17 protein-coding genes and 1 pseudogene are annotated in these 20,427 nt (G+C 63.3%); 3 read left to right on the forward strand and 15 right to left on the reverse strand.

Features of this window, described 5'->3' with window-relative positions; translation table 11 throughout:
• Positions 1-32 precede the first annotated feature (32 nt).
• The 3 genes and pseudogenes from E5K00_RS23075 to E5K00_RS07095 form a co-directional block, all read right to left on the reverse strand.
• Positions 33-740: an AAA family ATPase gene (locus E5K00_RS23075; RefSeq protein WP_245328228.1), complete on the reverse strand. Its 708-nt coding sequence runs from the start codon at positions 738-740 to the stop codon at positions 33-35.
• A 483-nt stretch (positions 741-1,223) separates the two neighbouring features.
• A pseudogene (locus E5K00_RS23310) lies at positions 1,224-1,493 on the reverse strand (AAA family ATPase); the annotation flags it as partial.
• A 61-nt stretch (positions 1,494-1,554) separates the two neighbouring features.
• On the reverse strand, positions 1,555-1,989 hold the full coding sequence (locus tag E5K00_RS07095; RefSeq protein WP_135462540.1) for an HU family DNA-binding protein: 435 nt from the start codon (positions 1,987-1,989) through the stop codon (positions 1,555-1,557).
• A 317-nt stretch (positions 1,990-2,306) separates the two neighbouring features.
• Here E5K00_RS07095 and E5K00_RS07100 point away from each other — a divergent pair, with 317 nt between their 5' ends.
• Entirely contained in the window at positions 2,307-3,119 is an 813-nt protein-coding gene (locus tag E5K00_RS07100) for a DUF5602 domain-containing protein (protein WP_135462541.1), read from the forward strand.
• Between the two features lie 250 nt (positions 3,120-3,369).
• Here E5K00_RS07100 and E5K00_RS07105 read toward each other — a convergent pair whose 3' ends face one another.
• The 10 genes from E5K00_RS07105 to E5K00_RS07150 all read right to left on the reverse strand — a co-directional run bounded on the left by E5K00_RS07105 (position 3,370) and on the right by E5K00_RS07150 (position 15,984).
• Positions 3,370-3,984 carry a nucleotidyltransferase family protein gene (locus E5K00_RS07105; protein ID WP_135462542.1) on the reverse strand — a complete coding sequence of 205 codons (615 nt, stop codon included), beginning with the start codon at positions 3,982-3,984 and terminating at the stop codon, positions 3,370-3,372.
• Entirely contained in the window at positions 3,984-5,171 is a 1,188-nt protein-coding gene (locus E5K00_RS07110; RefSeq protein WP_135462543.1) for an XdhC family protein, read from the reverse strand. The genes E5K00_RS07105 and E5K00_RS07110 overlap by 1 nt, the downstream gene beginning before the upstream one ends.
• Before the next feature lie 215 nt (positions 5,172-5,386).
• Positions 5,387-7,723 (reverse strand): xanthine dehydrogenase family protein molybdopterin-binding subunit, encoded by a 2,337-nt coding sequence (locus E5K00_RS07115; RefSeq protein ID WP_135462544.1) that lies wholly within the window; start codon positions 7,721-7,723, stop codon positions 5,387-5,389.
• Positions 7,724-7,845: 122 nt separating this feature from the next.
• A complete protein-coding gene (locus tag E5K00_RS07120; protein ID WP_135462545.1) occupies positions 7,846-8,826 on the reverse strand; it encodes an FAD binding domain-containing protein in 981 nt (326 codons plus the stop codon).
• 123 nt (positions 8,827-8,949) lie between these two features.
• Positions 8,950-9,585, reverse strand: a complete 636-nt coding sequence (locus E5K00_RS07125) for a (2Fe-2S)-binding protein (protein ID WP_135462546.1) — start codon at positions 9,583-9,585, stop codon at positions 8,950-8,952.
• Between the two features lie 350 nt (positions 9,586-9,935).
• Positions 9,936-10,742 (reverse strand): heme ABC transporter ATP-binding protein, encoded by an 807-nt coding sequence (locus tag E5K00_RS07130; protein WP_135462547.1) that lies wholly within the window; start codon positions 10,740-10,742, stop codon positions 9,936-9,938.
• On the reverse strand, positions 10,735-11,811 hold the full coding sequence (locus tag E5K00_RS07135; protein WP_135462548.1) for a FecCD family ABC transporter permease: 1,077 nt from the start codon (positions 11,809-11,811) through the stop codon (positions 10,735-10,737). The genes E5K00_RS07130 and E5K00_RS07135 overlap by 8 nt, the downstream gene beginning before the upstream one ends.
• Positions 11,808-12,692, reverse strand: coding sequence for a heme/hemin ABC transporter substrate-binding protein (locus tag E5K00_RS07140; protein ID WP_135462549.1), 885 nt, complete (start codon positions 12,690-12,692; stop codon positions 11,808-11,810). The genes E5K00_RS07135 and E5K00_RS07140 overlap by 4 nt, the downstream gene beginning before the upstream one ends.
• Positions 12,693-12,834: 142 nt before the next feature.
• Positions 12,835-15,144 carry a TonB-dependent receptor gene (locus E5K00_RS07145; protein ID WP_135462550.1) on the reverse strand — a complete coding sequence of 770 codons (2,310 nt, stop codon included), beginning with the start codon at positions 15,142-15,144 and terminating at the stop codon, positions 12,835-12,837.
• 291 nt (positions 15,145-15,435) lie between these two features.
• Positions 15,436-15,984, reverse strand: coding sequence for a hypothetical protein (locus E5K00_RS07150; RefSeq protein WP_135462551.1), 549 nt, complete (start codon positions 15,982-15,984; stop codon positions 15,436-15,438).
• A gap of 250 nt (positions 15,985-16,234) precedes the next feature.
• Here E5K00_RS07150 and E5K00_RS07155 point away from each other — a divergent pair, with 250 nt between their 5' ends.
• Together E5K00_RS07155 and E5K00_RS07160 are read left to right on the forward strand one after the other, a co-directional pair.
• Positions 16,235-16,669 carry a hypothetical protein gene (locus E5K00_RS07155; protein ID WP_135462552.1) on the forward strand — a complete coding sequence of 145 codons (435 nt, stop codon included), beginning with the start codon at positions 16,235-16,237 and terminating at the stop codon, positions 16,667-16,669.
• A gap of 164 nt (positions 16,670-16,833) precedes the next feature.
• A complete protein-coding gene (locus E5K00_RS07160) occupies positions 16,834-17,073 on the forward strand; it encodes a DUF551 domain-containing protein (RefSeq protein ID WP_135462553.1) in 240 nt (79 codons plus the stop codon).
• A 1,114-nt stretch (positions 17,074-18,187) separates the two neighbouring features.
• On the opposite strand, the gene E5K00_RS07165 is transcribed toward E5K00_RS07160, so the two are convergent.
• Positions 18,188-20,110, reverse strand: coding sequence for a gliding motility-associated C-terminal domain-containing protein (locus E5K00_RS07165; protein ID WP_135462554.1), 1,923 nt, complete (start codon positions 20,108-20,110; stop codon positions 18,188-18,190).
• A 128-nt stretch (positions 20,111-20,238) separates the two neighbouring features.
• Positions 20,239-20,403, reverse strand: coding sequence for a hypothetical protein (locus tag E5K00_RS22790; protein WP_167856781.1), 165 nt, complete (start codon positions 20,401-20,403; stop codon positions 20,239-20,241).
• Positions 20,404-20,427: the final 24 nt, after the last annotated feature.

Consider the following 20,427-nt stretch of genomic DNA (forward strand, 5'->3'; position numbering starts at 1 on the left):
GGCCGGAGCTACGGCACTTTTCTGTACTGCAATCATCGTGCGGGCGCGTCGGAGGGGTTACGCCCCAGTTTCTGCCGAAGCTGCTGAAGCACATCGTGCACTTCCCGCTCCGAGGGCGTTTCACCCAAGGGCTGCTGATCCAACTCCTGCGTCAGCTCCTGTAGGCGCTTCTTCTCGGCGGCCGTCAGCCGCGCCTTACTCAGCAAGCCCGCCCGCTCAACCATCTTTGCCTCCGTTTCCCGCGAGCGGGCCGTTTCCAGACCAAACAGCTCACTGGTCATAATCTGGTCGATGCGCCAGCCGCGCACGTCTTCCAGGTCCTGCACCACCACCGTCTGGTCGCCCTCGCGCTTGAGCAGCACCACGTTGGCATTGGCGTCGCCGGCGGCCTGCACCACCAGGGGGCTGTGGGCGGTGGCAATGAACTGGGTGTTCTTGAAGATGCCGCTGAGGAAGCCAATGAGCTTGCGCTGCCAGCTGGGGTGCAGGTGCAAATCGATTTCATCGATGAGCACGATGGCCGGCATTTCCAGCGGGTTCGGGCTATCGGGGTAGCGAATGAAGAGCTTGCTGGCGAAGTCGGTAAGCCACACGACCAGGGTTTGGTAGCCCAGGCTCATGTCGCGCAGGCGCACCCAGCCGTAGGGCGTGAGAAGCTCAAGCTGCTGCTGCTGCTGCTTATTGCTTTTGATTTGGATATCAGCGACATCAGGAAGAACCTGTAATAGGGCTTGACGCACGCTTTCTATCTGTACTAATGCAGACTTTGCACCACCTTGATTTACATAAGAGCTAAGCATTTTCTGTAAAAACCATTCTTCTGGATTCAGTAAATCAGCTCGATCATCAAAAAGGCTACTGCAATTATCTTCTGCTGGACTTTCAGACGCTCCTAATGTAGTAGTGCCAGTAGTACGCCCAGCACCATATCCATAGCATTTCAATTCGGCATTCTCACTATCAACTACAGGGATATGAATTATATACTTATCCCGCTTCTGAGCTTCTGGACTAGGAATCATAACGGAATATGTTCCAACTACCGAATGGGATACGTCGGCTAGTTTGCTCCCTATATGCGTAATACAACTCATAATCGTAGTGCCCTCGCCTGAATGACGAATAGGCTTCCATCTAGAAACATTCATCTCCATATATGCTGGCATAAGATGATCTTCATCTGAGAAGCCCGTCTTAATTGGCCTCAACGCCGCCAACGCCTTCAGCACCGTCGTCTTCCCCACCCCATTATCCCCCAAAATAATCGTCCACTGCGCGGGCCTTCCATCCTCCCTCGCAAAGGAAATGGTCTGCTTCTCCCCGAAGCTGCGCACGTTTTCCAGGCTGAGGGAGAGGAAGTAGGCGGGCGGCGGGGTGGCGGGTTGCTTGGACATAGCACGAAAGGTAACGACTGAGGGCACGAGAAGCGGCCCGGCTCCAAAAATAACGGGCCTGCCGGTATCGGCAGGCCCGCGGGCGTTTTTTCCAGACATAGTTATGTCTGAGGTAAGACATAACTATGTCTGGAGCAAGACATAGTTATGTCTTGAAATACTACTTGGCTTGCTTGCGGGCTACGGCCCTGGCCACGGAGGCAGCCGATGGCTCGCTCACCCGCTTCAGCTCGGCCCCTTGCATGGCCGAGGCGAAGAGCTTGCCGGGGCGGAATACCACCTTTACGTTGTCGATGAGGGCGGCGCTGAACTCCTTTTCGGAGGCGGCCCCCTCCCCTTGCAGGCTCACCGAGAAGGAGCCGAAGTCGCCGAAGCGCACGATGCGGCCGGCGGCCAATTCGCGGGGCACCGTCTGAAAAAAGGCTTCGAGTACGGCCATCACGTCGACGGTGCTCACGGTACTCATTTCATTAATGCGGCCGGCCATGTCGCGCACGCTCGTGTCGCCCTGGGAGCGGGCTACAGCATAAAACTTCTTGGCGTCGGTGGGCTTGGCCGGGTTACCGCGCTCGGCCAGGGAATATTCGATAGGCATACGAAAATGGGTTAAGGATGAGACGATAAGATAACGGGATTTGGTATTGATTTCATATATAAAATAATGTTTCATTGAAATTATTTCAACGCAATACATCTATTCAGTCCCTGGCTTGAATGCGGGTTCTGCCGGGCTGATACTAGAAGGCGCGGCTTGGGTGGCCGTTGGTTGGGCCCGGCGGTGCGTGGCTGCCATACCAATTTTGCCCACATTACAAAAGCATTCCAAGACATATATGTGTTATTCTAAGCAAAATATATAATTCCCTATCTTTATAGGTGAAGCAAGATTCTCCTCACTCTTTCCCCACTGCTATGAAAAACACCCTTCCTACCCGGCGGCCCCTGTGGCGTCGCCCCCTGCCGCTGCTGGTCTTGAGCCTGGCCCTGCTGGGTGCCTGCAACGACGACGACGACGAGCAGGCCGCGCCCTCGACGACCTACGGTCCCACCGTCGTGGTGGGCAGCGGCACGGCCCGCGGCTTCGTGTCGGCCGATGCCCAGGGCAAACCCACCGAAATCGGGGTGGCCCTCTCCGAAACGGCCCTCAACGGCCTGCCCGCCACGCCCGCCTTTGGCACCATGTACGACGTGGCCCTGCCCAGCAGCCCCGCCACCGCCCAGATGCCGTTCGACCACATTTCCTTCGACTGGAACCCCAACGGCCATGAGCCCACGGCCGTGTACACCGTGCCCCACTTCGACGCCCACTTCTACATGCAGCCGATGGCGGCCCAGCACGCCATTACCCTCGACGACCCCAAGGGCGACATTTTCCCGGCTGCCACCAAGCTGCCGGCCGGCTACATTACGGCCCCCAACGTGGCCCCCGGCCGCACCGTGCCCATGATGGGCCGGCACTGGGTCGACCCCACCAGTCCGGAGTATCAGCCCGGCGGCAGCTTCAGCCACACCTTTATCTACGGCACCTACGACGGGCACGTCACCTTCCTGGAGCCCATGTTTACCAAGGCCATGCTCGTGCCCGGGGTGAGCGTGGAAAAGGCCATCAAGCAGCCCACCGTGTACGAAACGACCGGCAAGTACTTCCCCACCACCTACACCATCCGCCACGACGCGACGACCCGCGAGTACGTCATCTCGCTCAAGGGCATGACCGCGCGCTAAGCCCCGCGGCCCCATATCCCCGGAAAAACCGCCCCCGGTCCCGTTGCCAGTCAGCGGGGCCGGGGGCGTACTGTTTTCAAGCTGGCGCGCGTCTCCGACGCGTGCTTACCGGTCCCGCGTCTCTGACGCGGCCGTTGAACGAACGGAGCAGGCGGCGCGGATGGTACGCGTCAGAGACGCGAAACCGGGGGACACGCGTCGGAGACGCGCGCCAGCGAGGGACCACCAGCGGGGCCGGGGGCGGCTGTTTTCACGTCCAGTGGCCGGCCAGCAGCGCCGCGTACCCGGCCTCCGTATCCACGTCGACGCTGCCCCCGGCAAACGGCACGGCGGCCACCAGTTCGGGGTGCTGCCGCAGCAGCTGCCCGGCCCCGGCGGCCGGCGGCAGAGCCCGTAGCAGCGGCAGGACGGCTTCGGCAAACAGCACCGGCACCCCGCGCACCCCGTCGTACTCGGCAGCCACGATAGGCAGGCCGGTGGCGGCCTGGGTAGCGGCCAGCTGCCGCAGCACGGCGGGCGTGAGCAGCGGCTGGTCGCAGAGCAGGATGGTAACGCTACTCAGGACCCCGGCCGGGTCCAGCGCGGCTAGGCCGCAGTGCAGCGAGGCCCCCATGCCCTGCTCCCACTGCGGGCAGCGCACCACCGCGAGCGGCAGGCCGGCCAGCTCGGGCAACAAATCCTCGTGCAACGCTCCGGTAACCACCACCACCGGACCGCCCAGCGCGGCGGCCACGGCCGTTTCGGCGGCGCGGCGCAGCAGGGTCTGGCCCTGGTAGGGCAAGAGCTGCTTGGGCCGTCCGAGCCGGGTGGAGGCTCCGGCGGCCAGCAGAATAATGGCGGACAGCGGCACTGGCGGCGGCAGCATTACAGGCTACAGGCCGCGTCGGCCCGGCCTTCCATCACCAGGGGCGCGGTGGCGTGCAGGGGCGGATGAATCGGGAGCGGGGAGTCGCGCAGGAAGCCGGCGGGTCGCCCGGCCAGCACCGCCTGAATCTCGGCCACGATGGACAGGGCAATTTCCTCGGGCGTTTCGCCGCCCAGGTTCAGGCCAATGGGGCTGTAGAGGCGGCCTTCGAGCTGTTGGGCGGCAGCGGGCACGTCCTTTTGCAGGTCTTCCAGCAGGCGCTCATACTTCTTGCGCGGCCCCAGCAGCCCGATGTAGCGGGTGGGCGCCGAGAGCAGGTGGCGCAGCACGGCCAGATCGTAGTAGTAGTTGTGGGTCATCAGCAGGGCAAAGCTGGCGTCGTGCGGCTCGGCTTCCACCTGGGCCAGGGGCAGCACGCGCACGGCTTCGGCCTCGGGAAACCGCCCAGCCTGGGCCTGGTTGGGGCGACCATCCAGCACCTGCACCCGCCAGCCCAGACTGGCGGCCAGGCGCACCACGGGCTGCACGTCGTTGCCGGCCCCGTACACGGTCAGGCGCACCGGGGGCCGCAGGATTTCCAGGCATACCCGCACGGTGCCGGCCCCGGCCGGGTAGTGGCGCGTGGCCGGCTGCCCGGCGGCCAGCGCGGCGCGGGCATCCTGCAGAATAGCGTCGTACAGCTCCGAATCGGCCGAGAGGTTGCCTTCCACTCGGCCATCGGCGAGCAGCAGCAGGCGCTGTCCCATGCGGGCCGCCGCCGTGGGGCCGGCCATCCCGAATACGGTGGCCACCACGGCCGGGGCCTCTACCCCTTCGGCCCAGCGGCGCAGCAGCTCCAGGGGGTTGTCGGGATTCTGGAAGTCGAGGGGCTCGAGCAGGATCTGGACCACGCCCTGGCAGCCCAGCGCCGCCCCGAACTGCAGGTCGTCGTCGGGGTCGGTCGAGTCGTAGGTGACCACCGTGGGGCGGCCCTGCAGAATGGTTTGGCGGGCGCGGCGGCGGGCGTCGCCTTCAAGGCAGCCCCCGCTGATGGCGCCGGTCAGCTGCCCTTCCTCCGTCACGAGCATGCGGGCCCCGGGGCGGCGGTAGGCCGAGCCGGCCACATCTACCACCGAGGCCAGGGCGCAGGCGCGGCCGGCGGCACGGTGCTCGTCGTAAGCCAGAATAAGACGTTGTAGTTCGGTCATGGTATTAACTGTTGGCACTGAGCAGCTACGGCTAGAGGCTAAGGCTAGGAAAGCTAGTTCCCCTCCTTTTTTCAAGGAGGGGTTAGGGGTGGTTTGTCATTGAACGACTTTTAGATTTAGCCCTAAATCGTTCTATCGTTTCAACCACCCCTAGCCCCTCCTCATCTGAGGAGGGGAACTAGTTTCTAGTTACCTAACTCTTATAAAAACTCACCTTAAACACTCAGGCTGTTCATCACTTTGTCGGGGGTGATGGGCAGGCTGCGGATGCGCTTGCCGGTGGCGTGAAATACGGCGTTGGCCACGGCGGCGGCTACGCCCACCATCGAAATTTCCCCGATGCCCTTCACACCCATAGCATTAATGTAGGGGTCGTGCTCCTCGATGAACTCCACGGTCATGTCGGGAATGTCGGCGTTGACGGGAATGTGGTACTCGCCCAGGCTGGCGTTGGTGTAGCGGGCCAAGTTCGGGTCGCGGAAGGTTTCCTCCATCAGCGCCGCCCCAATGCCGAAGATGCTGCCGCCGATAATCTGGCTGCGGGCGGTTTTGGCGTTCAGAATGCGGCCGGCGGCGTGCACGCTCACCCAGCGCGTGACGCGCACGGTGCCCAGCTCCGCATCGACGCGCACCTCGCAGAAGTGGGCCCCGAACGAGTGCATCGAGTGGCCGCCCATATCGTCGGCGTGGCCCGAGTCGGCGGCCCCGGCGGTGCGGCCCGACTCGTAGCCGGCCCCGTACTTGCCGTTGCCCATGCCCTCGACGTCGGCCATGTCGGCGCGCTTCATCAGGGCCATGAAGTCTTCGCCTTTCGTTTTGTCGGCCTTGAGCTGCAGCCGGCCCTTCTCCACCACCACGTCGGCGGGCTTGGCCCGGTACAGCGGCGACTTTTTATCCTGCACAGCCAGCTTGGTCAGCTTCTGCCACACGTCCTGGGCCGCCATGTAAATCGACGACGACACCGTGCCGGCCGCCACCGAGCCGCCCGAGTTGGGGGCCGTGGGCAGGTTGGTGTCGCCCAGCTCGAAGCGCACCTTCTCGGGGGCGAGGCCCAGCGAGTCGGCCGCGACCTGCGTCATGACGGTGTAGGTGCCGGTGCCCAGGTCGGTGGCCCCGGTTTGCACCACGGCGTGGCCGTCGGCGTAGAGTCGCACCCGGGCCGTGCCCTGGTTGTTGTGCACCGGATAGGAGGCCGTTGCCATGCCCCAGCCCACCAGGTAGCGCCCCTGCCGGGTGGCCCCGTTGCGGGGGTTGCGCTTGCTCCAGCCGAAGAGCTCGGCCCCGCGGGCGTAGCACTGCTTGAGGCTTTTGCTGCTCCAGGGTTTGCCGTTGGTGGGGTCCTTGTCGGCGTAGTTCAGCAGCCGGATCTGCAGCGGGTCGATGCCGAGCTGGTAGGCCAAATCGTCCATCGAGCACTCAATGGCAAACGAGCCGGGCGCTTCGCCGGGGGCCCGCGTGAAGGTCGAGGTCATCACGTTGGCCCGGCCCAGCCGGTAGGTCGACTCGAAGGCGGGGCAGGCGTAGAGCAGGTTGATGATGCGGCTGTTGGGCTCGGCGTAGTTGTCCCAGGGCGAGGTGGTGGAGGTTTTCTCGTGGATCAGGGCCGTGAGCTTGCCGTCCTGGGTGGCGCCCAGCTTGAGGGTCTGGTGCTGGTCTTCGCGGTGGCCCATGCTGGTAAACTGCTGGGGCCGGGTCAGCGCGAGGCGCACGGGCCGGCCCACGGCTTTGGCGGCCTGCACCGTCAGGATGGTGTGGGGCCAGGTCGAGCCCTTGCAGCCAAACCCGCCGCCCAGGTACTTGGTCACGACGCGCACCTGCTCGGTGGGCAGCCCCAGCATGGCGCTCAGGGCCTTCTGGGTGCGGGTCACACCCTGCGTCGATTCGTAGACGGTCAGCCGGTCGTTGCCTTCCCACACGGCCGTGGTAGCACCGGGCTCCATGGGGTTGTGGTGGTTGATGGCGTGCTCGTAGGTGGCCGTGAGCTGCACGGGCGCGGCGGCAAAGGCCTGCTGCGGGTTGCCGCGCCGGGTGTGGCCGGGCGTTTTGCCGTCCTGCACTTTCTCGGGGTCAAACAGCTCAGCCTTGGGGTCCAGAAACGATACTACGGGTTTCTCCACGGCGTACTGCACCCGCACCAGCGTGGCGGCGTGCACGGCCCGGTCGTAGGTGTCGGCTACCACCAGGGCCACGGGCTGCCCGGCGTAGTGAATTACGTCCGAGGTCAGGGGCAGGAAGCCCATCGGGGCCCCAATGGCCTTTTTGCCTTCCGCGTCGTTGGGAGTTTTGGCCAGCTTGGGCAGATTCAGGTGGGTCAGGATGGCCAGCACGCCGGGCTCCCGGGCGGCAGCGGTGGTGTCGATGCTCTGGATTTTGCCCCTGGCAATGTCACTGGTGCATAGCACACCGTAGGTCAGACCCGGCAGCTTATACTCGGCCGAGTACTTGGCCTGGCCCGTCACCTTGGCGAAGCCGTCGACCCGGTCGAGGGGCTGGCCGACCACGCCGCCGCTGCCGGGGCCGTTGGTTTCGAAGAATGCTGGTTCGTTGTCCATAAGTAGGAAGCTGTAGCGGCACGGATTCGCGCCTCAATCGTTGAACGGCCACTCGTAATAGGATGGAGCGGCGTACTACCGGCGGGAAGGGCAACTCCCGGCGGCGCCGAAGCGGCCGGGGCTTACGCCATCAGTTCCTCCAGCGCCTGCACCACGGTTTTCTGCGCCATTTCCACCTTGAAGCGGTTGTGCTCCCGGGGCTGGGCGCCACGCACGGCGGCCGCGGCGGCAGCCCGGAAGCTCTCCGCCGAAGGGGCTTTGCCGACCAGCAGCTTTTCGGCCTCCTGGGCCCGCCAGGGCTTGGTGCCCACGCCGCCCAACGCAATGCGGGCCGCCCGGATCTGGCCGCCCTGCACGTCGAGGCCCACGGCCGCCGATACTAAAGCAAAGGCGTAGGAGGCCCGGTCGCGCACCTTCACGTAGTGCGACTTGCGGGCGTGGGCGGCGGCCGGCACCGTCACGGCCACGATCAGCTCGTCGGGCTCGATGACGGTTTCGCGCTGGGGCGTGGTGCCGGGCAGTAAATGAAACTCCAGCAGCGGCACGCGGCGCTGCTTGCCCTTGGCGTTTTCCAGGGTCACCACGGCGTCGAGGGCTACCAGGGCCACGGCCAGGTCGCCGGCGTTGGTGGCAATGCAGGCCTCGGAGGTGCCCAGAATGGCCAGGTTGCGGTTGTCGCCCTGCTGGGCGGGGCAGCCCGAGCCGGGGTTGCGCTTGTTGCAGGGAAAGGCCGGGTCGCGGAAGTAGCCGCAGCGGGTGCGTTGCAGCAGGTTGCCGCCGATGCTGGCCATGTTGCGCAGCTGGGGCGAGGCGCTGAGCAGCAGGGCCTCGGCAACAGCCGGGTATTGCTGCGTTACCAGAGTATTTTCGCCCACGTCGCTCATGCGCTCCAGCGCGCCGATGCGCAGGCCGTCGGCCGTTTCCTGGATGCCCCGGAACGGCAGCAGGTTGATGTCGACCAGCTGAGTATGCTGCTCCACGTTGGCCTTCATCAAATCCAGCAGCGTGGTGCCGCCGGCAATAAAGGCCGCCTCCTTTTTATCCTTGCGAATGTTGGTGGCCTCTTTGGCCGTGCTGACCGGCGTATAGCTGAAGTTGTTCATGCGGGGAAGGGGTGAGATGGTGAATTTGTGAACTGGTGAGTTTGATGTTCTGGTGGCGCGGGGCTGCACAGTCTGCGCAGATTGAACGACAACTCACCAATTCACCAACTCACTGATTCACCGTCAGGCTTTGCCGGCCACCTCGCGCACGGCGGCCACGATGTTGGGATAAGCGCCGCAGCGGCACAGGTTGCCGCTCATCCATTCGCGGCACTGGTCGTCGGTTTTGGCGTGGCCTTCCTGCACGCAGGCCACCCCCGACATAATCTGGCCCGGGGTGCAGTAGCCGCACTGAAATCCGTCGTGCTTGATGAAGGCCTGCTGCATGGGGTGCAGCTCCTCCCCTTTCGCCAGGCCCTCGATGGTCGTTATTTCCTTACCCTGGTTCATCACGGCCAGGGTCAGGCAGGAGTTCACGCGCCGGCCGTCGACCAGCACGGTGCAGGCCCCGCACTGGCCATGGTCGCAGCCTTTCTTGGTGCCGGTCAAATCGAGGTACTCGCGCAGGGCATCGAGCAGGCTCACGCGGGGCTCGGCCTGGAGGGTGCGGGCCGTGCCGTTAATTTTCAGCGTCATACCCGTAACGCCCTCCACCGTTTTGGAAAAGGCCGTGAGCCGCTCGGCCTGGCTGAGCAGCGGCGGGGCCAGGGCCAGGCCCAGGATGCCGCCGGCCTGCTTGATAAAGGAACGGCGGGAGCCGTCTTCCGGCGTGGCCCCCGGCGCATCGGCGGCGAAATCAGCAGTATTCTCTTGACTCATGGCAGTAGCGGCTTCAAACAACAAACAGAATATGATACGCGCGGCAGCCGGCCGGTTGGGCTTCGGCCGCCGAAAAACGCCCTGGAGGCAAGGCTCCCGGTCAGTAGCAAGCGTTATTCTAACCACCAACGACCCGCCAGGTTAGCAGCCCCGGCAATATTTCAGGTTCTGCTCCCTCCCGCGCTCTGCCAACCTGTAGCTTACGCCGGGCCAAGGTTGAGGTTACGGACTGCGTGGTAAAAAACCGGTACCTCATTCGTGCCAGATGGCCGCGCCTACCTGCCTTGCCAAAAAACAAAAAGGGCGCAGCTGCCGGCTGCGCCCTTTTTGTTGGGTTGATTAGGGGTGGATTAGCTGTCCGGCGGCAGCTCGTGGGAGTCGGCGTGGACCACCAGCGGCTTCTGGGTGAACGGGTTGGTGATGATGCGCATCGAGAGGCCAAATACCTCCTCCAGGGTTTGCTGGTCCAGCTCGTTGGGGTGCGGCAGCGTGCGGTGCACCTGCCCCTGCTTGACAAACACGAGTTTATCGGCGTAGGCCAGGGCCAGGTTGATGTCGTGCAGCACGGCCACCACAATGGTCTGCCGGCGGGAAAAGCGCCGGGCCAGTTGCAGCAACTGGTGCTGGTAGCGCAAATCGAGGCTGGAAACGGGCTCGTCGAGCAGCAGCACCCGGGTGCCCTGGGCGGGCTCTTCCCAGATCTGGGCCAGCACCCGGGCCATTTGCACCTTCTGGGCCTCGCCCCCCGACAGCGTGGAGTAGTCCCGGTCGGCGAAGTCGCTCATGCCCAGCTCGGCCAGGGCCAGCTGGGTAATCTGCTGGTCGTGGCGCGCGGGGCTGCGCTGAAAGTGCGGGTAGCGGCCCATCAGCACCACGTCGGCCACGCTGAGCGGGAAGGCCAGCTGGATTTCCTGCGACAACACGGCCCGCACCCGGGCCAGCTCGGCCGCCGAGTAGGTGCTCAGGGCCGAATCGTGGTAGAGCACCTGGCCGGCCGAGGGCTGGTACAAGCCCGCCAGCAGCCGCAGCAGCGTGGTTTTGCCCGCGCCGTTGGGGCCCATCAGCACCGTAAACTCGCCCGGCCGGCACTCCACCGACGCGTTGCGGAGCAGGGTTTTGCCCGCCACCTGAAAGCTGACGTTATCGGCCCTAAGCATAAAATCCGCCCCGCTGGTTGAGTTGCCGGTAGTGGGAAAGCATCCACAGAAAAACCGGGGCCCCGATAAAGGCCGTGAGCACGCCAATAGGCAGCTCGGCCGGAGCAATGATGGTGCGGGCCACCGTGTCGGACAAGATCATCAGCACGGCCCCCAGCAGACTGGAGCCCAGCAGCAGCAGGCGGTTGTCGGCGAGGCGCAGCAGCCGCAGCAAGTGGGGCACCACCAGGCCCACGAACCCGATGACGCCCACCGTGGAGGTAGCCACGGCCACCAGCAGGGTGTTGAGCAGCAGGATGCGGGTTTGCAGCTGCCGGGTGTTCACGCCCAGATACTGCGCCTCATTCTCGCCCAGCTGCAACGCATTCAGTGCTTTGGCAAAGCGCAACGCCAGCCCCACGCCCACCACCGTCACGGCCAGCACCAGGTAGAACGAGGGCCAGTCGGCGCTGCTGAAGCTGCCCAGGTTCCAAAAGGTAATGGAGCGGGCCTGCGGGTCGCGGGCAATGTAGGCCAGGAAGCCCGTGCCGCCGGCGGCCAGGGCATTCACCGCAATGCCGGCCAGCAGCATCGAGGCCACCGTGACCCGGCCCTGCACCCTGGACAGGCGGTAAACCAGCCCGGTAGCCAGCAAGGCGCCCACAAACGCGGCGGCCGGCAGCACGAAAGCGCCCAGAAACGTGGTGTTCACCCAGCTCAGGGAAGCGCCCAGCACGAACACGCAGGCCGCGCCCAGCGCCGCCCCGGCCGAGGTGCCAATCAGGCCCGGCTCCACGATGGGGTTGCGAAACAAGGCCTGCATCAGCGTGCCCGACACCGCCAGCGCCGCCCCGACCACCGCGCAGAGCAGTACCCGCGGCAGCCGGATCTGGAAAAACACGCCTTCGTGCAGCGCGGCCGTCGGGTCGGCGCTGGCGGCGCTGAAACCCAGGCTCTGGGCCAGGTAGCTGCCGATTTCGGCGTAGGTGAGCACCACCGCGCCCAGCCGCGCCGAGCCGACGATACTCACCAGCAACGCCGCCAGCAGGATGCCGAAATACAGCCGCACGCGGCCCGCGCTCAGCCTCACGACTTGGGTGTCGGCTGGTGAATCAATTCCATGAGCTTTAGCACGTTCTGCCCCGTACGCGGCCCCAGATACACCATGTCGTGCTCTTCCACCCGGTAGATGCGGTTATTTTTGGCCGCCGGCGTGAGGGCCACGCCGGGCAGGGTCTTGAACTTCTCCAGCCCGCCCATCCGGTCGAAGCCGAAGTCGGTGGCCAGAATCACGTCGGGCTGGGCGGCGGCAATCAGCTCGGGGCTGATGGGCTTCATGCCCTCGGTGGCGTCGATGGCGTTGACGCCGCCGGCCCACTCCAGCATCTGGGTGCCGGTGCTTTTCTGGCCCATAGCCAGGTAGATGTTCTTTTGCAGGCCGTAGTGAATGATAACCACCTTCACGGGCCGGTCGCCAAACCGCTGGCGCTTCTCGGCAGCCGTGGCCATGTCGGTCGTGAGCTGCCGGGCCAGGCTGTCGGCGGCGGGGCGCTTGCCAAACCCGTCGCCGAGCTGCCGGAGCAGCTGGCAGGCTTCCTCGATGGTCTTGGTTTGCTTGAACTCCTTAATAGGAATGCCCACCTTCTGCAGCTGGGTCATCACGGCCGCGGGGGCCACGTTGCCATCCGAATACACCACGGTGGGCTTCAGCGAGACGATGCCCTCGGAGTTGAGCAGGCGGTGGTAGCCCACGGTGGGCAGTTTTTTGGCCGCCGCCGGGTAGGTGCTGCTCAGGTCCACGCCCACGAGCTTATTGCCCGCGCCGAGGGCGAAAATCATTTCCGTAAGCTGCTTCGACACCGATACGATACGCTCCTGGCCCGGGGCGTCGGCGGCCGTGTTATCTTCATTGCGGAACCGGTTGCAGGCCACAGCGGCCAGCAAAAGGGTTGCGTACACGAGTTTTTTCATGGATTGATGGTCGTAAGAACGTCATGTCGAGCGAAGCCGAGACATCTCGCGTGCAATGGTAATCAGATTACTACTGCAACCTCAGCACGCGAGATGTCTCCCGCTGGTCGACATGACGACCAGATGTATTTAGTGCCCGCTTCTAAAAAGTGTAGTTCAGAGTGGCGCCGCTGTACCAGTTGCGGGGTATGCCGGGGTTGTAGAAGGTCGGGGCCTTCACCGGCGTGGCCTGGTTCAGGGCAATGGACACGGCGTACCGCTCGTCGGTGAGGTTGTCGAGGCCGGCAAACACGTCGTAGCCCAGGTGGCCGGCCACTTTGCCGCGCACGCCTACTTTGCTGTTCAGCAGCCAGTAGGAGGCCGCGTAGCGGTTGTTGCTGTCCGACATCGGCGTTTTGTCGGTGTACTGCGAAGTCAGGTTCAGGTACAGGCCAAACTTGGTTTCCACGTCGAGGCCGCCAGTAAATAGGTTCTTGAACGTGCCGGGCACCCGCTTGCCGCTGTAGTCGTTGGCCGCCAGCTGGTACGACTTGAACTCGGCATCGGTGTAGGTATAGCTCACGAAGGGCCGCACTTGGGTCAGGACGCCGGCTTTTTCGGCTTCCACCAGATTGCCCGACAGGGCTACTTCGACGCCTTTGTATTCCGAGGCGCCGGAGTTCACGAAGTAGGTTACTTTGTTGGCGTTGGTCTGCGACACGAGGCCGTTTTTCACCTTCATCCAGTAGCCCGTCACGTCGTAGTTCAGCTTGTTGCCCAGCAGGCTGCCGCGCGAGCCCAGCTCAAAGTTGTCGTTCGACTCGGGCTTCAGGTCGGGGTTAATCTGGCCGGTCGACAACGAAATCTGGCTGCTGATGGGCGGCGAGAAGCCGGTGCTGTACTGGGCAAACACCGAGAACTGCTCGTTGAAGGTGTGAATCAGGGCCACGCGGGGCGTCCAGGTGGGCTTAAACTGGCGGTAGCCGGTCAGGCTCAGCTTGGGGTCGGCCCGGAACAGCAGGTCCTGAATGTCGTAGGTCACCACGTTGTAGCTGGCGCCCACGGTCAGGGTCGTGTGCTCCGTAATCGAGGCTTCGGCCTGGGCGAAGGTGTTGAGCTGGGTCGAGCGGATTTCCTGGTCGGCCGACAAAGCCGTGGGCGCGCCCAGGGCCGTAATGCCGTAGCGCTTGTTGTTGTCCTGGTTCGCCAGATACTCGGTGCCCAGGGCAAAGCGCGTCTGCACGCTGCCCAGCTGGGGGGCGTAGGTAAACACGCTCCGCACCCCCCGCTTGCTGCGCTGGGTGTGGGTGAAGCTGGGCTCCGAAGGGCTCAGGGAGTACGTGCTGCCCATAAACAGGCTGGTGGTATTCACGAAGTTGCCGGTGAAGCGGTAGGTGTGCGTCAAACCCAGGCGGGTGATTTCGGCATCCACGCCCACGTCCTTGTCCTTATAGGCCTGCGCCAGCTTGGTATAGTTGGTGAAGAAGTCGGTGCTGTCCAGCTCGCCGGCGTAGTTGTCGTGCTGGTTGGTGTAGGTGCCCAGCACGCTCACCGTCTGCTTCTCGCTCACGTAAAAGTCGCCGGCCACGGTCACGAAATCCTTGCGGCTGTTGGAGTGGTCGGCGCGGAAGCCCCGGGTTTCCTGGTGGCCGTAGTTGACCAACAGGTTCACTTTGTCGGTGCCGATGCCGATGCCGGTATTGGTCCGGAACAGGCCGTATTTGCCCACTACCGTGCCCAGATGAAGGCTGGTGCCGGGCGTGGCCTTGCGCGTCTGGAAGGAAACGACCCCGCCCAAGGTAGCCCCATAAATGCTCGACGCCGGCCCCTTAATCACGTCGATGCGGCCCAGGGTGGTGTAGTCCAGATCATCCAGGGAAGTCGTGCCATCGGCCTCCGACAGCGGAATACCGTTCTGATACAGCTTGATGCCCCGGATGCTGAAGCGCCCGTAGGTGCTGCCGATACCCCGAATCACCAGGTTCGACTGCGAGGCCGCGCTGCGCACGTTCATCCGCACGCCGGGCACCTGGTTCAGGGTGTTCTGCAGGAAGATGGTGTTGTTGCGCTGCAAATCCTTTTCGGTTACCACGCTCAGCGCCACGGGCGTTTCGAGTAGCTTTTTTTCGGTGGCGTAGCCCACCACCTGCACCTCGCTCAGGCCGGTGTTGGATGGTGCCAGGGCAATGGTCAGCGCGCCGGAGTTATTATTCTTGATAGTCACATCCTGGGCCACGTAGCCCAGGTACTGCACCTTCACGGTGCGCACTTCTTCGGTCGAGGACAGCTGAAAACGGCCGTCCTTATCGGTGGTAGCCGCGGTAGCCGAGCTGGCCGCTACCACCGCGCCCACCAGGGGCTGGCGGGTTTGCTGGTCAACGACAGTGCCCGAGGTAACGTATTGGGCAGCAGCGCCCGTGCAAAAGAAGAGTGAGCCCCACAGCAGGAGCACCCCAGTAAAGATTGATTTCATGAAATGCGAATAGGTTGCGGCCCACTGGGGCCGATGAAGGAGCCCGCAACGGCCCAGGCCGGCGGGACTTTTGTGTGAAGAGCAGGCCCAAGGCCACGTCAGCCCCTGTCGGCCGGGAAGGCCCAGGCTGCAAAATCAGGCATCCGCCTCGCGCGCGGCTATGCAACCGGCGAGTGGCGGAGGAACCCGGAAAACGAATTGGCTTAACGGCCAGCCGCAACCCAGTGCGCTTCCGCCGTGCGCGGCTGGCAGCCCCGCACCTGGCGCGTCATTACGAAAGGGAACCCGAAGCTAGGCCGCCGCCCGGGGCTCCGGCGGCGGCACCACCACGGCGGCGGTTCGGGGCGGCAAATTGCCGGCGGCGGCGGCGTGGTGCGGTAGCAGCTGGCGCGGCAGTACGCGCCCAGGCTCCGCAGCAGGAGCCGGCAGCAACGCCAGCTTAAACAGGTGGTCCAGCAGCTTCTTGGCCGTTTTGCCCGCCTCCGGATTGGGATGCGTCAGCTCCTCGACGTGCCGGTGCAGGCCCGCCAGCAGCTTCTCTTCGCCTTGGTCGTGCCAGCAGAAATACGTGATACTGTCCGCGCTGGCCTGCTGCCGCACCACGTCGTAGAGCTGGCCGCGCCACCGGAACTCGTGCTTTTCCTGCCACTGCGGGGCGGCCTCCCCGGCCGCCGTGCGGGCCACCCGAACGCGCACCAGGGCCTGATCGGGCAAGTGGGCGCGGCGCTGCCGCTCAGCCTGCTCCCGGAACTGGTGCTGCCGCCACGTATAGGCCGGATAGAAACCTACCAGGTTATACAGGAACAAGACCAGAAGAACAAAGGCAATAAGCTGCTTCAAGGAGCCAGTAGCGGAGAGTGCAAAACAAAAATACCGCAAAACCGCCCGTCCGACCTAGCTTTATTTAATCTGGTTTTAATGATTCCCGTAGGACGAAATTCCGGAATTTGTGGCCTGCCCTACCCTGTTGGGCACCTGGCCGGCCGCGGAGCACGGCGGGCAGTTTGGCATTCTAGTTGCCAAGTCGCTTGCCGCCGTTGCGGCGGCCCTTCATCGTCTTCTCATTCGACCTTCCCAACCTTCGTCCTATATGCATAAGATCCTCATTCTACTCGCGGCCATTACCGTCTCTTCCAGTGCCGCCTGGGCCCAGGCTCCGGTGAAAAAAGCCAACAGCAAAATTGAGTCGGCCAAGCCGGCCCACGCCCCCAAAACCCCGGAGCAACAGGCCGACCACTTCACCAAAGGCCTCACCCAAAAGCTGAGCCTCAGCGCCGACCAAGCGCAGCGGGTGCGGCAGCTGCGCCTGGCTTACGAGCAGGAGCAGCAAGCCGTGAAGGCCAAGTACGGCACCGACCACAAAAACCCGGCTCAGCGCCAGGAACTGAAGGCGGTAAAGCAACGCTTCGACACCCAGCTCAAACAGGTATTCAGTGCCGAGCAGGCTACTAAGTATGCCCGGCTGCGGGAAGAGAAGAGGCAGAAGCACGCCAAAGGCCAAGAAAAGCTGAAAGCCAAAAGTTAATCCGACGCGGTTACGGACCGCCAAAAAAGCCCTGACCACGCGGTCAGCGCTTTTTTGGCGGGTTATTTCTTTGGGAGTGCCCCCGGCGCAAGCCGCAGGCTGCCTGCGGATTCTCTAGTCTGGTTGGGCTTCCGTAATTTTGCGCTATACTATTCCTTTCGCATATGTCGTCCACTTCTCTTTCTCCCTGGATTGCCCGCGCCCAGCAGTTGCCCCAGCCTAATCAGCAGGTGTTGGTATATGTACCCTCCTCGTGGCTGGAAATTACGGTGGCTACCTACAAGCCATCCAACGCTTCTAAGTCGGCGCACATGTTCGTGATGCCTGACCGCAACGGCGTAGACCGCTACGTGAAGGGAGTCACCCACTGGATGCCCCTGCCCGCGCCGCCCGAAACAGCCTGATTATACGGTATCGTTTGCCGGCGTGATTCCACCGCCGCGCTTGACTCTATACTAATAGGAGTCCGAAATCAATGCTCGGCCTCGACGAGGCCAATAAAAACGCCTTTTATTAACCTTTATATAGCTTACTATCAGTTCATTAATCAAAAATCATTTACATTAGAATACCCATCAAACACAGTTCTGTACAGATATTCCTGCTCTGAATACCACGCAACTAGTACTCTACTGCAGGCATAATCTATAGACTAACGCGCGTTATGGTCAATCCAGTACCATAATTGGCAAAAATAGTAGTGGATTATGCTGCGCCAGCCCCCTACCTTAGTATTATAGAATGAAGCACAAAAACACGGCTTCTTTCGCTTCTCAATCAGCCGCCTTCAAGTGGAAGCGCAAGGGCGAGGAGTTAACAAGATAAAAGTACCGCGGAGCTTACAGCCCGTGGCTTATGATACAGGATCGGACCGACGTTGGGTGGGAATTTTCGTCGGTCACGATTCATTGAAAGGGCGTTCCGGGTGGGGCGCCTTTTTTGTTTTACCCCTTTTCCACCCCGGCGGCAGCAGCCGACTCGGTACGCTGCAACTCTGCTGCCCATTGGCTTTGTACCGGCTGCCCTCTTGATTAACGACTGGCAGCTGCACCGCCAAACGCCCCCCGTGGCTGTATGCCGCACCGGGCGACGTAATAGATAAGGCGGAACGCAGCCCCAAAAACAAACCGGCCGAACCAGTATGACACCAGTTCGGCCGACTATAGATTTTGGAATACCGATGGGTCAACTTGCTGAGTGGGAGAGCCGGTTGATTTCTCAGTAGTATTTTCCAGATGGGGTGGGGCTTCATCTGGTAAACAGGGCGTGGGAATTTTAATTATCAGCCAGCCGGGGGGATTAGCCAGCTGATAACTGTGACAATATTACTACATACCGGGTATAGTAACACTATAACGCCATAATTTTTTAGTAAGTGCTTACTCACCTATCATATATCCGGTTGTAAGCCAGTTATTTACTACGAAACCCAAAAAACACAACAACGGTCCGGATCAAACCTTATGGGCTTGATCCGGACCGTTGGCGCAGCTAGTTCGGCGGCCCTGCCCTCGTGGCTTACGGCGCTACTTCCAGCCAGCCTTTGTAGCGGCGGCCATCGGTGTAGGTAATCAGGTAGAAGTAGGTGCCGGCAATACCCGAGCCCTGCCACTGAAAACTGCGGTCGGGGGAGTGGTACACTTCGTTGCCCCAGCGGGAGAAGATGCGGATGCCGGCAAACTGCGCGCCGCAATAGTCAGGGGGCAGCGTGGGCAGGGCGAAGACGTCGTTGATTCCGTCGCCGTTGGGCGTGATGATGTTGGGGGGCCGGAAGCTGACCGAATCGGTGGTGGGCACGACCTCAAACTGCACGGTGAGCAGCTGGGGCTGGGCGTCGCAGGCGGCGCTTTCGGCCAGTCGGAAATCGACCAGCAGGCGGCCCAGCTGGGCGGCCTCGCACGAAGCCTGCCAGCGGAAAGTGCCCGTGGCGCGCCCACTCCCGTTTTGCGCCCCGAACGACATACCGGCCGCGGGCAGGTTGAAGCCCCGCCCGGTGGCGCTCAGCACCAGCGCGTCGCCGTCGGCATCGGTACCCGTCAGCGTGGCCGCATACCCGCTGCCGACCGGCAGGCGCACGATACGGGGCGTAGTTTCGGGCACGGCGGGCAGCGGGAAGCTGCTCGTCAGCACGGGCGGCGTGTTGGGGGCCGGCTCGGCCGTGAAAGCCAGGCGCACCGTGTCGCGCTTGGGCAGGCTGCAGCCGTTGTCGGCCACGATAAGGTCGAGCAGGTAGACTTTACCCTGGGTATCCTGGCAGCCCGGAAAGCAGAGCGTGGCCGTGAGCGTATCGGGGGCGCCGGCGGCCCGCACCGTGCCGCTGGTGGCGGTGGTGAACGTGGGCCCGGGGCTGCCGCTGGTGAAGTTGACGGGCTGGGCCGTGACGGTAAGCTGGGAGCTGGGGTCGGGGTCGGTGAAGCGCACTTGCAGGCAGTGGTCGGTGCCGGGCCGGAGGCGGAGCGTGTCGCGGCCAGGCTGGTAGGCGCGGGCACTGGCCGTGGGAAAGAGCTGCACGCTGGGCGCGGCATTCACCGAGCAGCTCAGCACGTAGAGCTGAAAGTCGCGGCGCGTTTCACCAATCTTCACCCCCCGGCGGTACTCGGAGCAGCGCACCCCGAACACGAACAGGCCCAGCTGACTGGGTCGCACGGTGAGGCGGCCGGTGCGCGCGTCGATACCCAGGGCCGGGGTGCCAGGAATCTGGTTTTGCGCGCTCAGGCCCGTGGCCCAGATAACGGTACTATAAGGAGCCGCCTGGGGCGTGATGGGGCCGGGGTTGTTGGCGGTAGTGTGGCCGTTGAGGGGCGTCACCAGGTCGTAGGCCAGGGAGTCGCCGTCGGCATCCTGGCCACCGAAGTCGTAGTAGAACAGCTCGCCGCGGCAGGCATAGTCGCCCAGGGGCGGAAAGATGCGGGGCGTGGAGTCGAGAAAGGGCTGCCCGCCGCGCACCACGGCCGGAAACTCCAGGTAGAAGGTCTGGGCCGCGCCGCCGGGGTTGACGATGTTGCGAATGCCCAGGTTGCGGCAGCACCGCTCCACCGAGGCGTAGTAGCCGCTGGCACTGGCATAGGTGGCCGCGTCGAGGGTAACGTCGCGGCTGTACACCAGCTTGCGGGTGCTGAGCGTGGGCTGGGTGCAGGCCGGGTTGGTGTATTGCACAAACGTGTTGCTGACCAGCGGCAGCACCACGTCGAGCATGCGCCGCTGGGTGGCCTTGTCAAATATTGAGGCCGGCATCTGCTGGTCGAGGGCGCCAGCGTTGCCATTGACGGCGTCGAAGTAGAGGTTGAGCGTGAGCGTATAGAGGCTGCCGGTGCGGTGTTGCAGCTCCATTTCGCCGCCCACGATGTGCGTAGCCGAGGCCGCGCCCGGCCGCAGCAGGGCCAGCACGAGCAGCAAAGCCCCTACCGCGCGCCCCGAAATCAAGGTAAAAGACAGCCGCATAAAACACTGAAAAAACAAAGGAATGAGTGGCAACGGGCCGCTGAATCGTCGGGCTTCCGGCCGGAGAGGGAAGCCCGACGAAGCAGGCGGAAACTGGGGCCGCGGGGCCCCGGCCCTACCCGGCAGCGTTAGGAGTTGCCGGTGCCGGAGGTGGAGGTCGAATCGGAAGGCGTTTTGGCCTTGCAATCCTTCTTGGCGCCCTTCGGGGCAATGTCGAGGGCGTCGCAGGCGCTGAGCAACGTGGTGCTCAGTAGCAGGGCAAAGCCGAGGCGGAGAATAGAGGAACGGTTCATCGAAAAAGAGGTAAAGTGAAACAG

Origin of the sequence: Hymenobacter aquaticus, assembly GCF_004765605.1 — a bacterium.
Lineage (GTDB): Bacteria > Bacteroidota > Bacteroidia > Cytophagales > Hymenobacteraceae > Hymenobacter > Hymenobacter aquaticus.

Coding starts and splice junctions, on each gene's coding strand:
- E5K00_RS07095 (WP_135462540.1), bottom strand. CDS start 1,989: ATGCCTATCGAATATTCCCTGGCCGAGCGCGGTAACCCGGCCAAGCCC.
- E5K00_RS07100 (WP_135462541.1), top strand. CDS start 2,307: ATGAAAAACACCCTTCCTACCCGGCGGCCCCTGTGGCGTCGCCCCCTG.
- E5K00_RS07105 (WP_135462542.1), bottom strand. CDS start 3,984: ATGCTGCCGCCGCCAGTGCCGCTGTCCGCCATTATTCTGCTGGCCGCC.
- E5K00_RS07110 (WP_135462543.1), bottom strand. CDS start 5,171: ATGACCGAACTACAACGTCTTATTCTGGCTTACGACGAGCACCGTGCC.
- E5K00_RS07115 (WP_135462544.1), bottom strand. CDS start 7,723: ATGGACAACGAACCAGCATTCTTCGAAACCAACGGCCCCGGCAGCGGC.
- E5K00_RS07120 (WP_135462545.1), bottom strand. CDS start 8,826: ATGAACAACTTCAGCTATACGCCGGTCAGCACGGCCAAAGAGGCCACC.
- E5K00_RS07125 (WP_135462546.1), bottom strand. CDS start 9,585: ATGAGTCAAGAGAATACTGCTGATTTCGCCGCCGATGCGCCGGGGGCC.
- E5K00_RS07130 (WP_135462547.1), bottom strand. CDS start 10,742: ATGCTTAGGGCCGATAACGTCAGCTTTCAGGTGGCGGGCAAAACCCTG.
- E5K00_RS07140 (WP_135462549.1), bottom strand. CDS start 12,692: ATGAAAAAACTCGTGTACGCAACCCTTTTGCTGGCCGCTGTGGCCTGC.
- E5K00_RS07145 (WP_135462550.1), bottom strand. CDS start 15,144: ATGAAATCAATCTTTACTGGGGTGCTCCTGCTGTGGGGCTCACTCTTC.
- E5K00_RS07155 (WP_135462552.1), top strand. CDS start 16,235: ATGCATAAGATCCTCATTCTACTCGCGGCCATTACCGTCTCTTCCAGT.
- E5K00_RS07160 (WP_135462553.1), top strand. CDS start 16,834: ATGTCGTCCACTTCTCTTTCTCCCTGGATTGCCCGCGCCCAGCAGTTG.
- E5K00_RS07165 (WP_135462554.1), bottom strand. CDS start 20,110: ATGCGGCTGTCTTTTACCTTGATTTCGGGGCGCGCGGTAGGGGCTTTG.
- E5K00_RS22790 (WP_167856781.1), bottom strand. CDS start 20,403: ATGAACCGTTCCTCTATTCTCCGCCTCGGCTTTGCCCTGCTACTGAGC.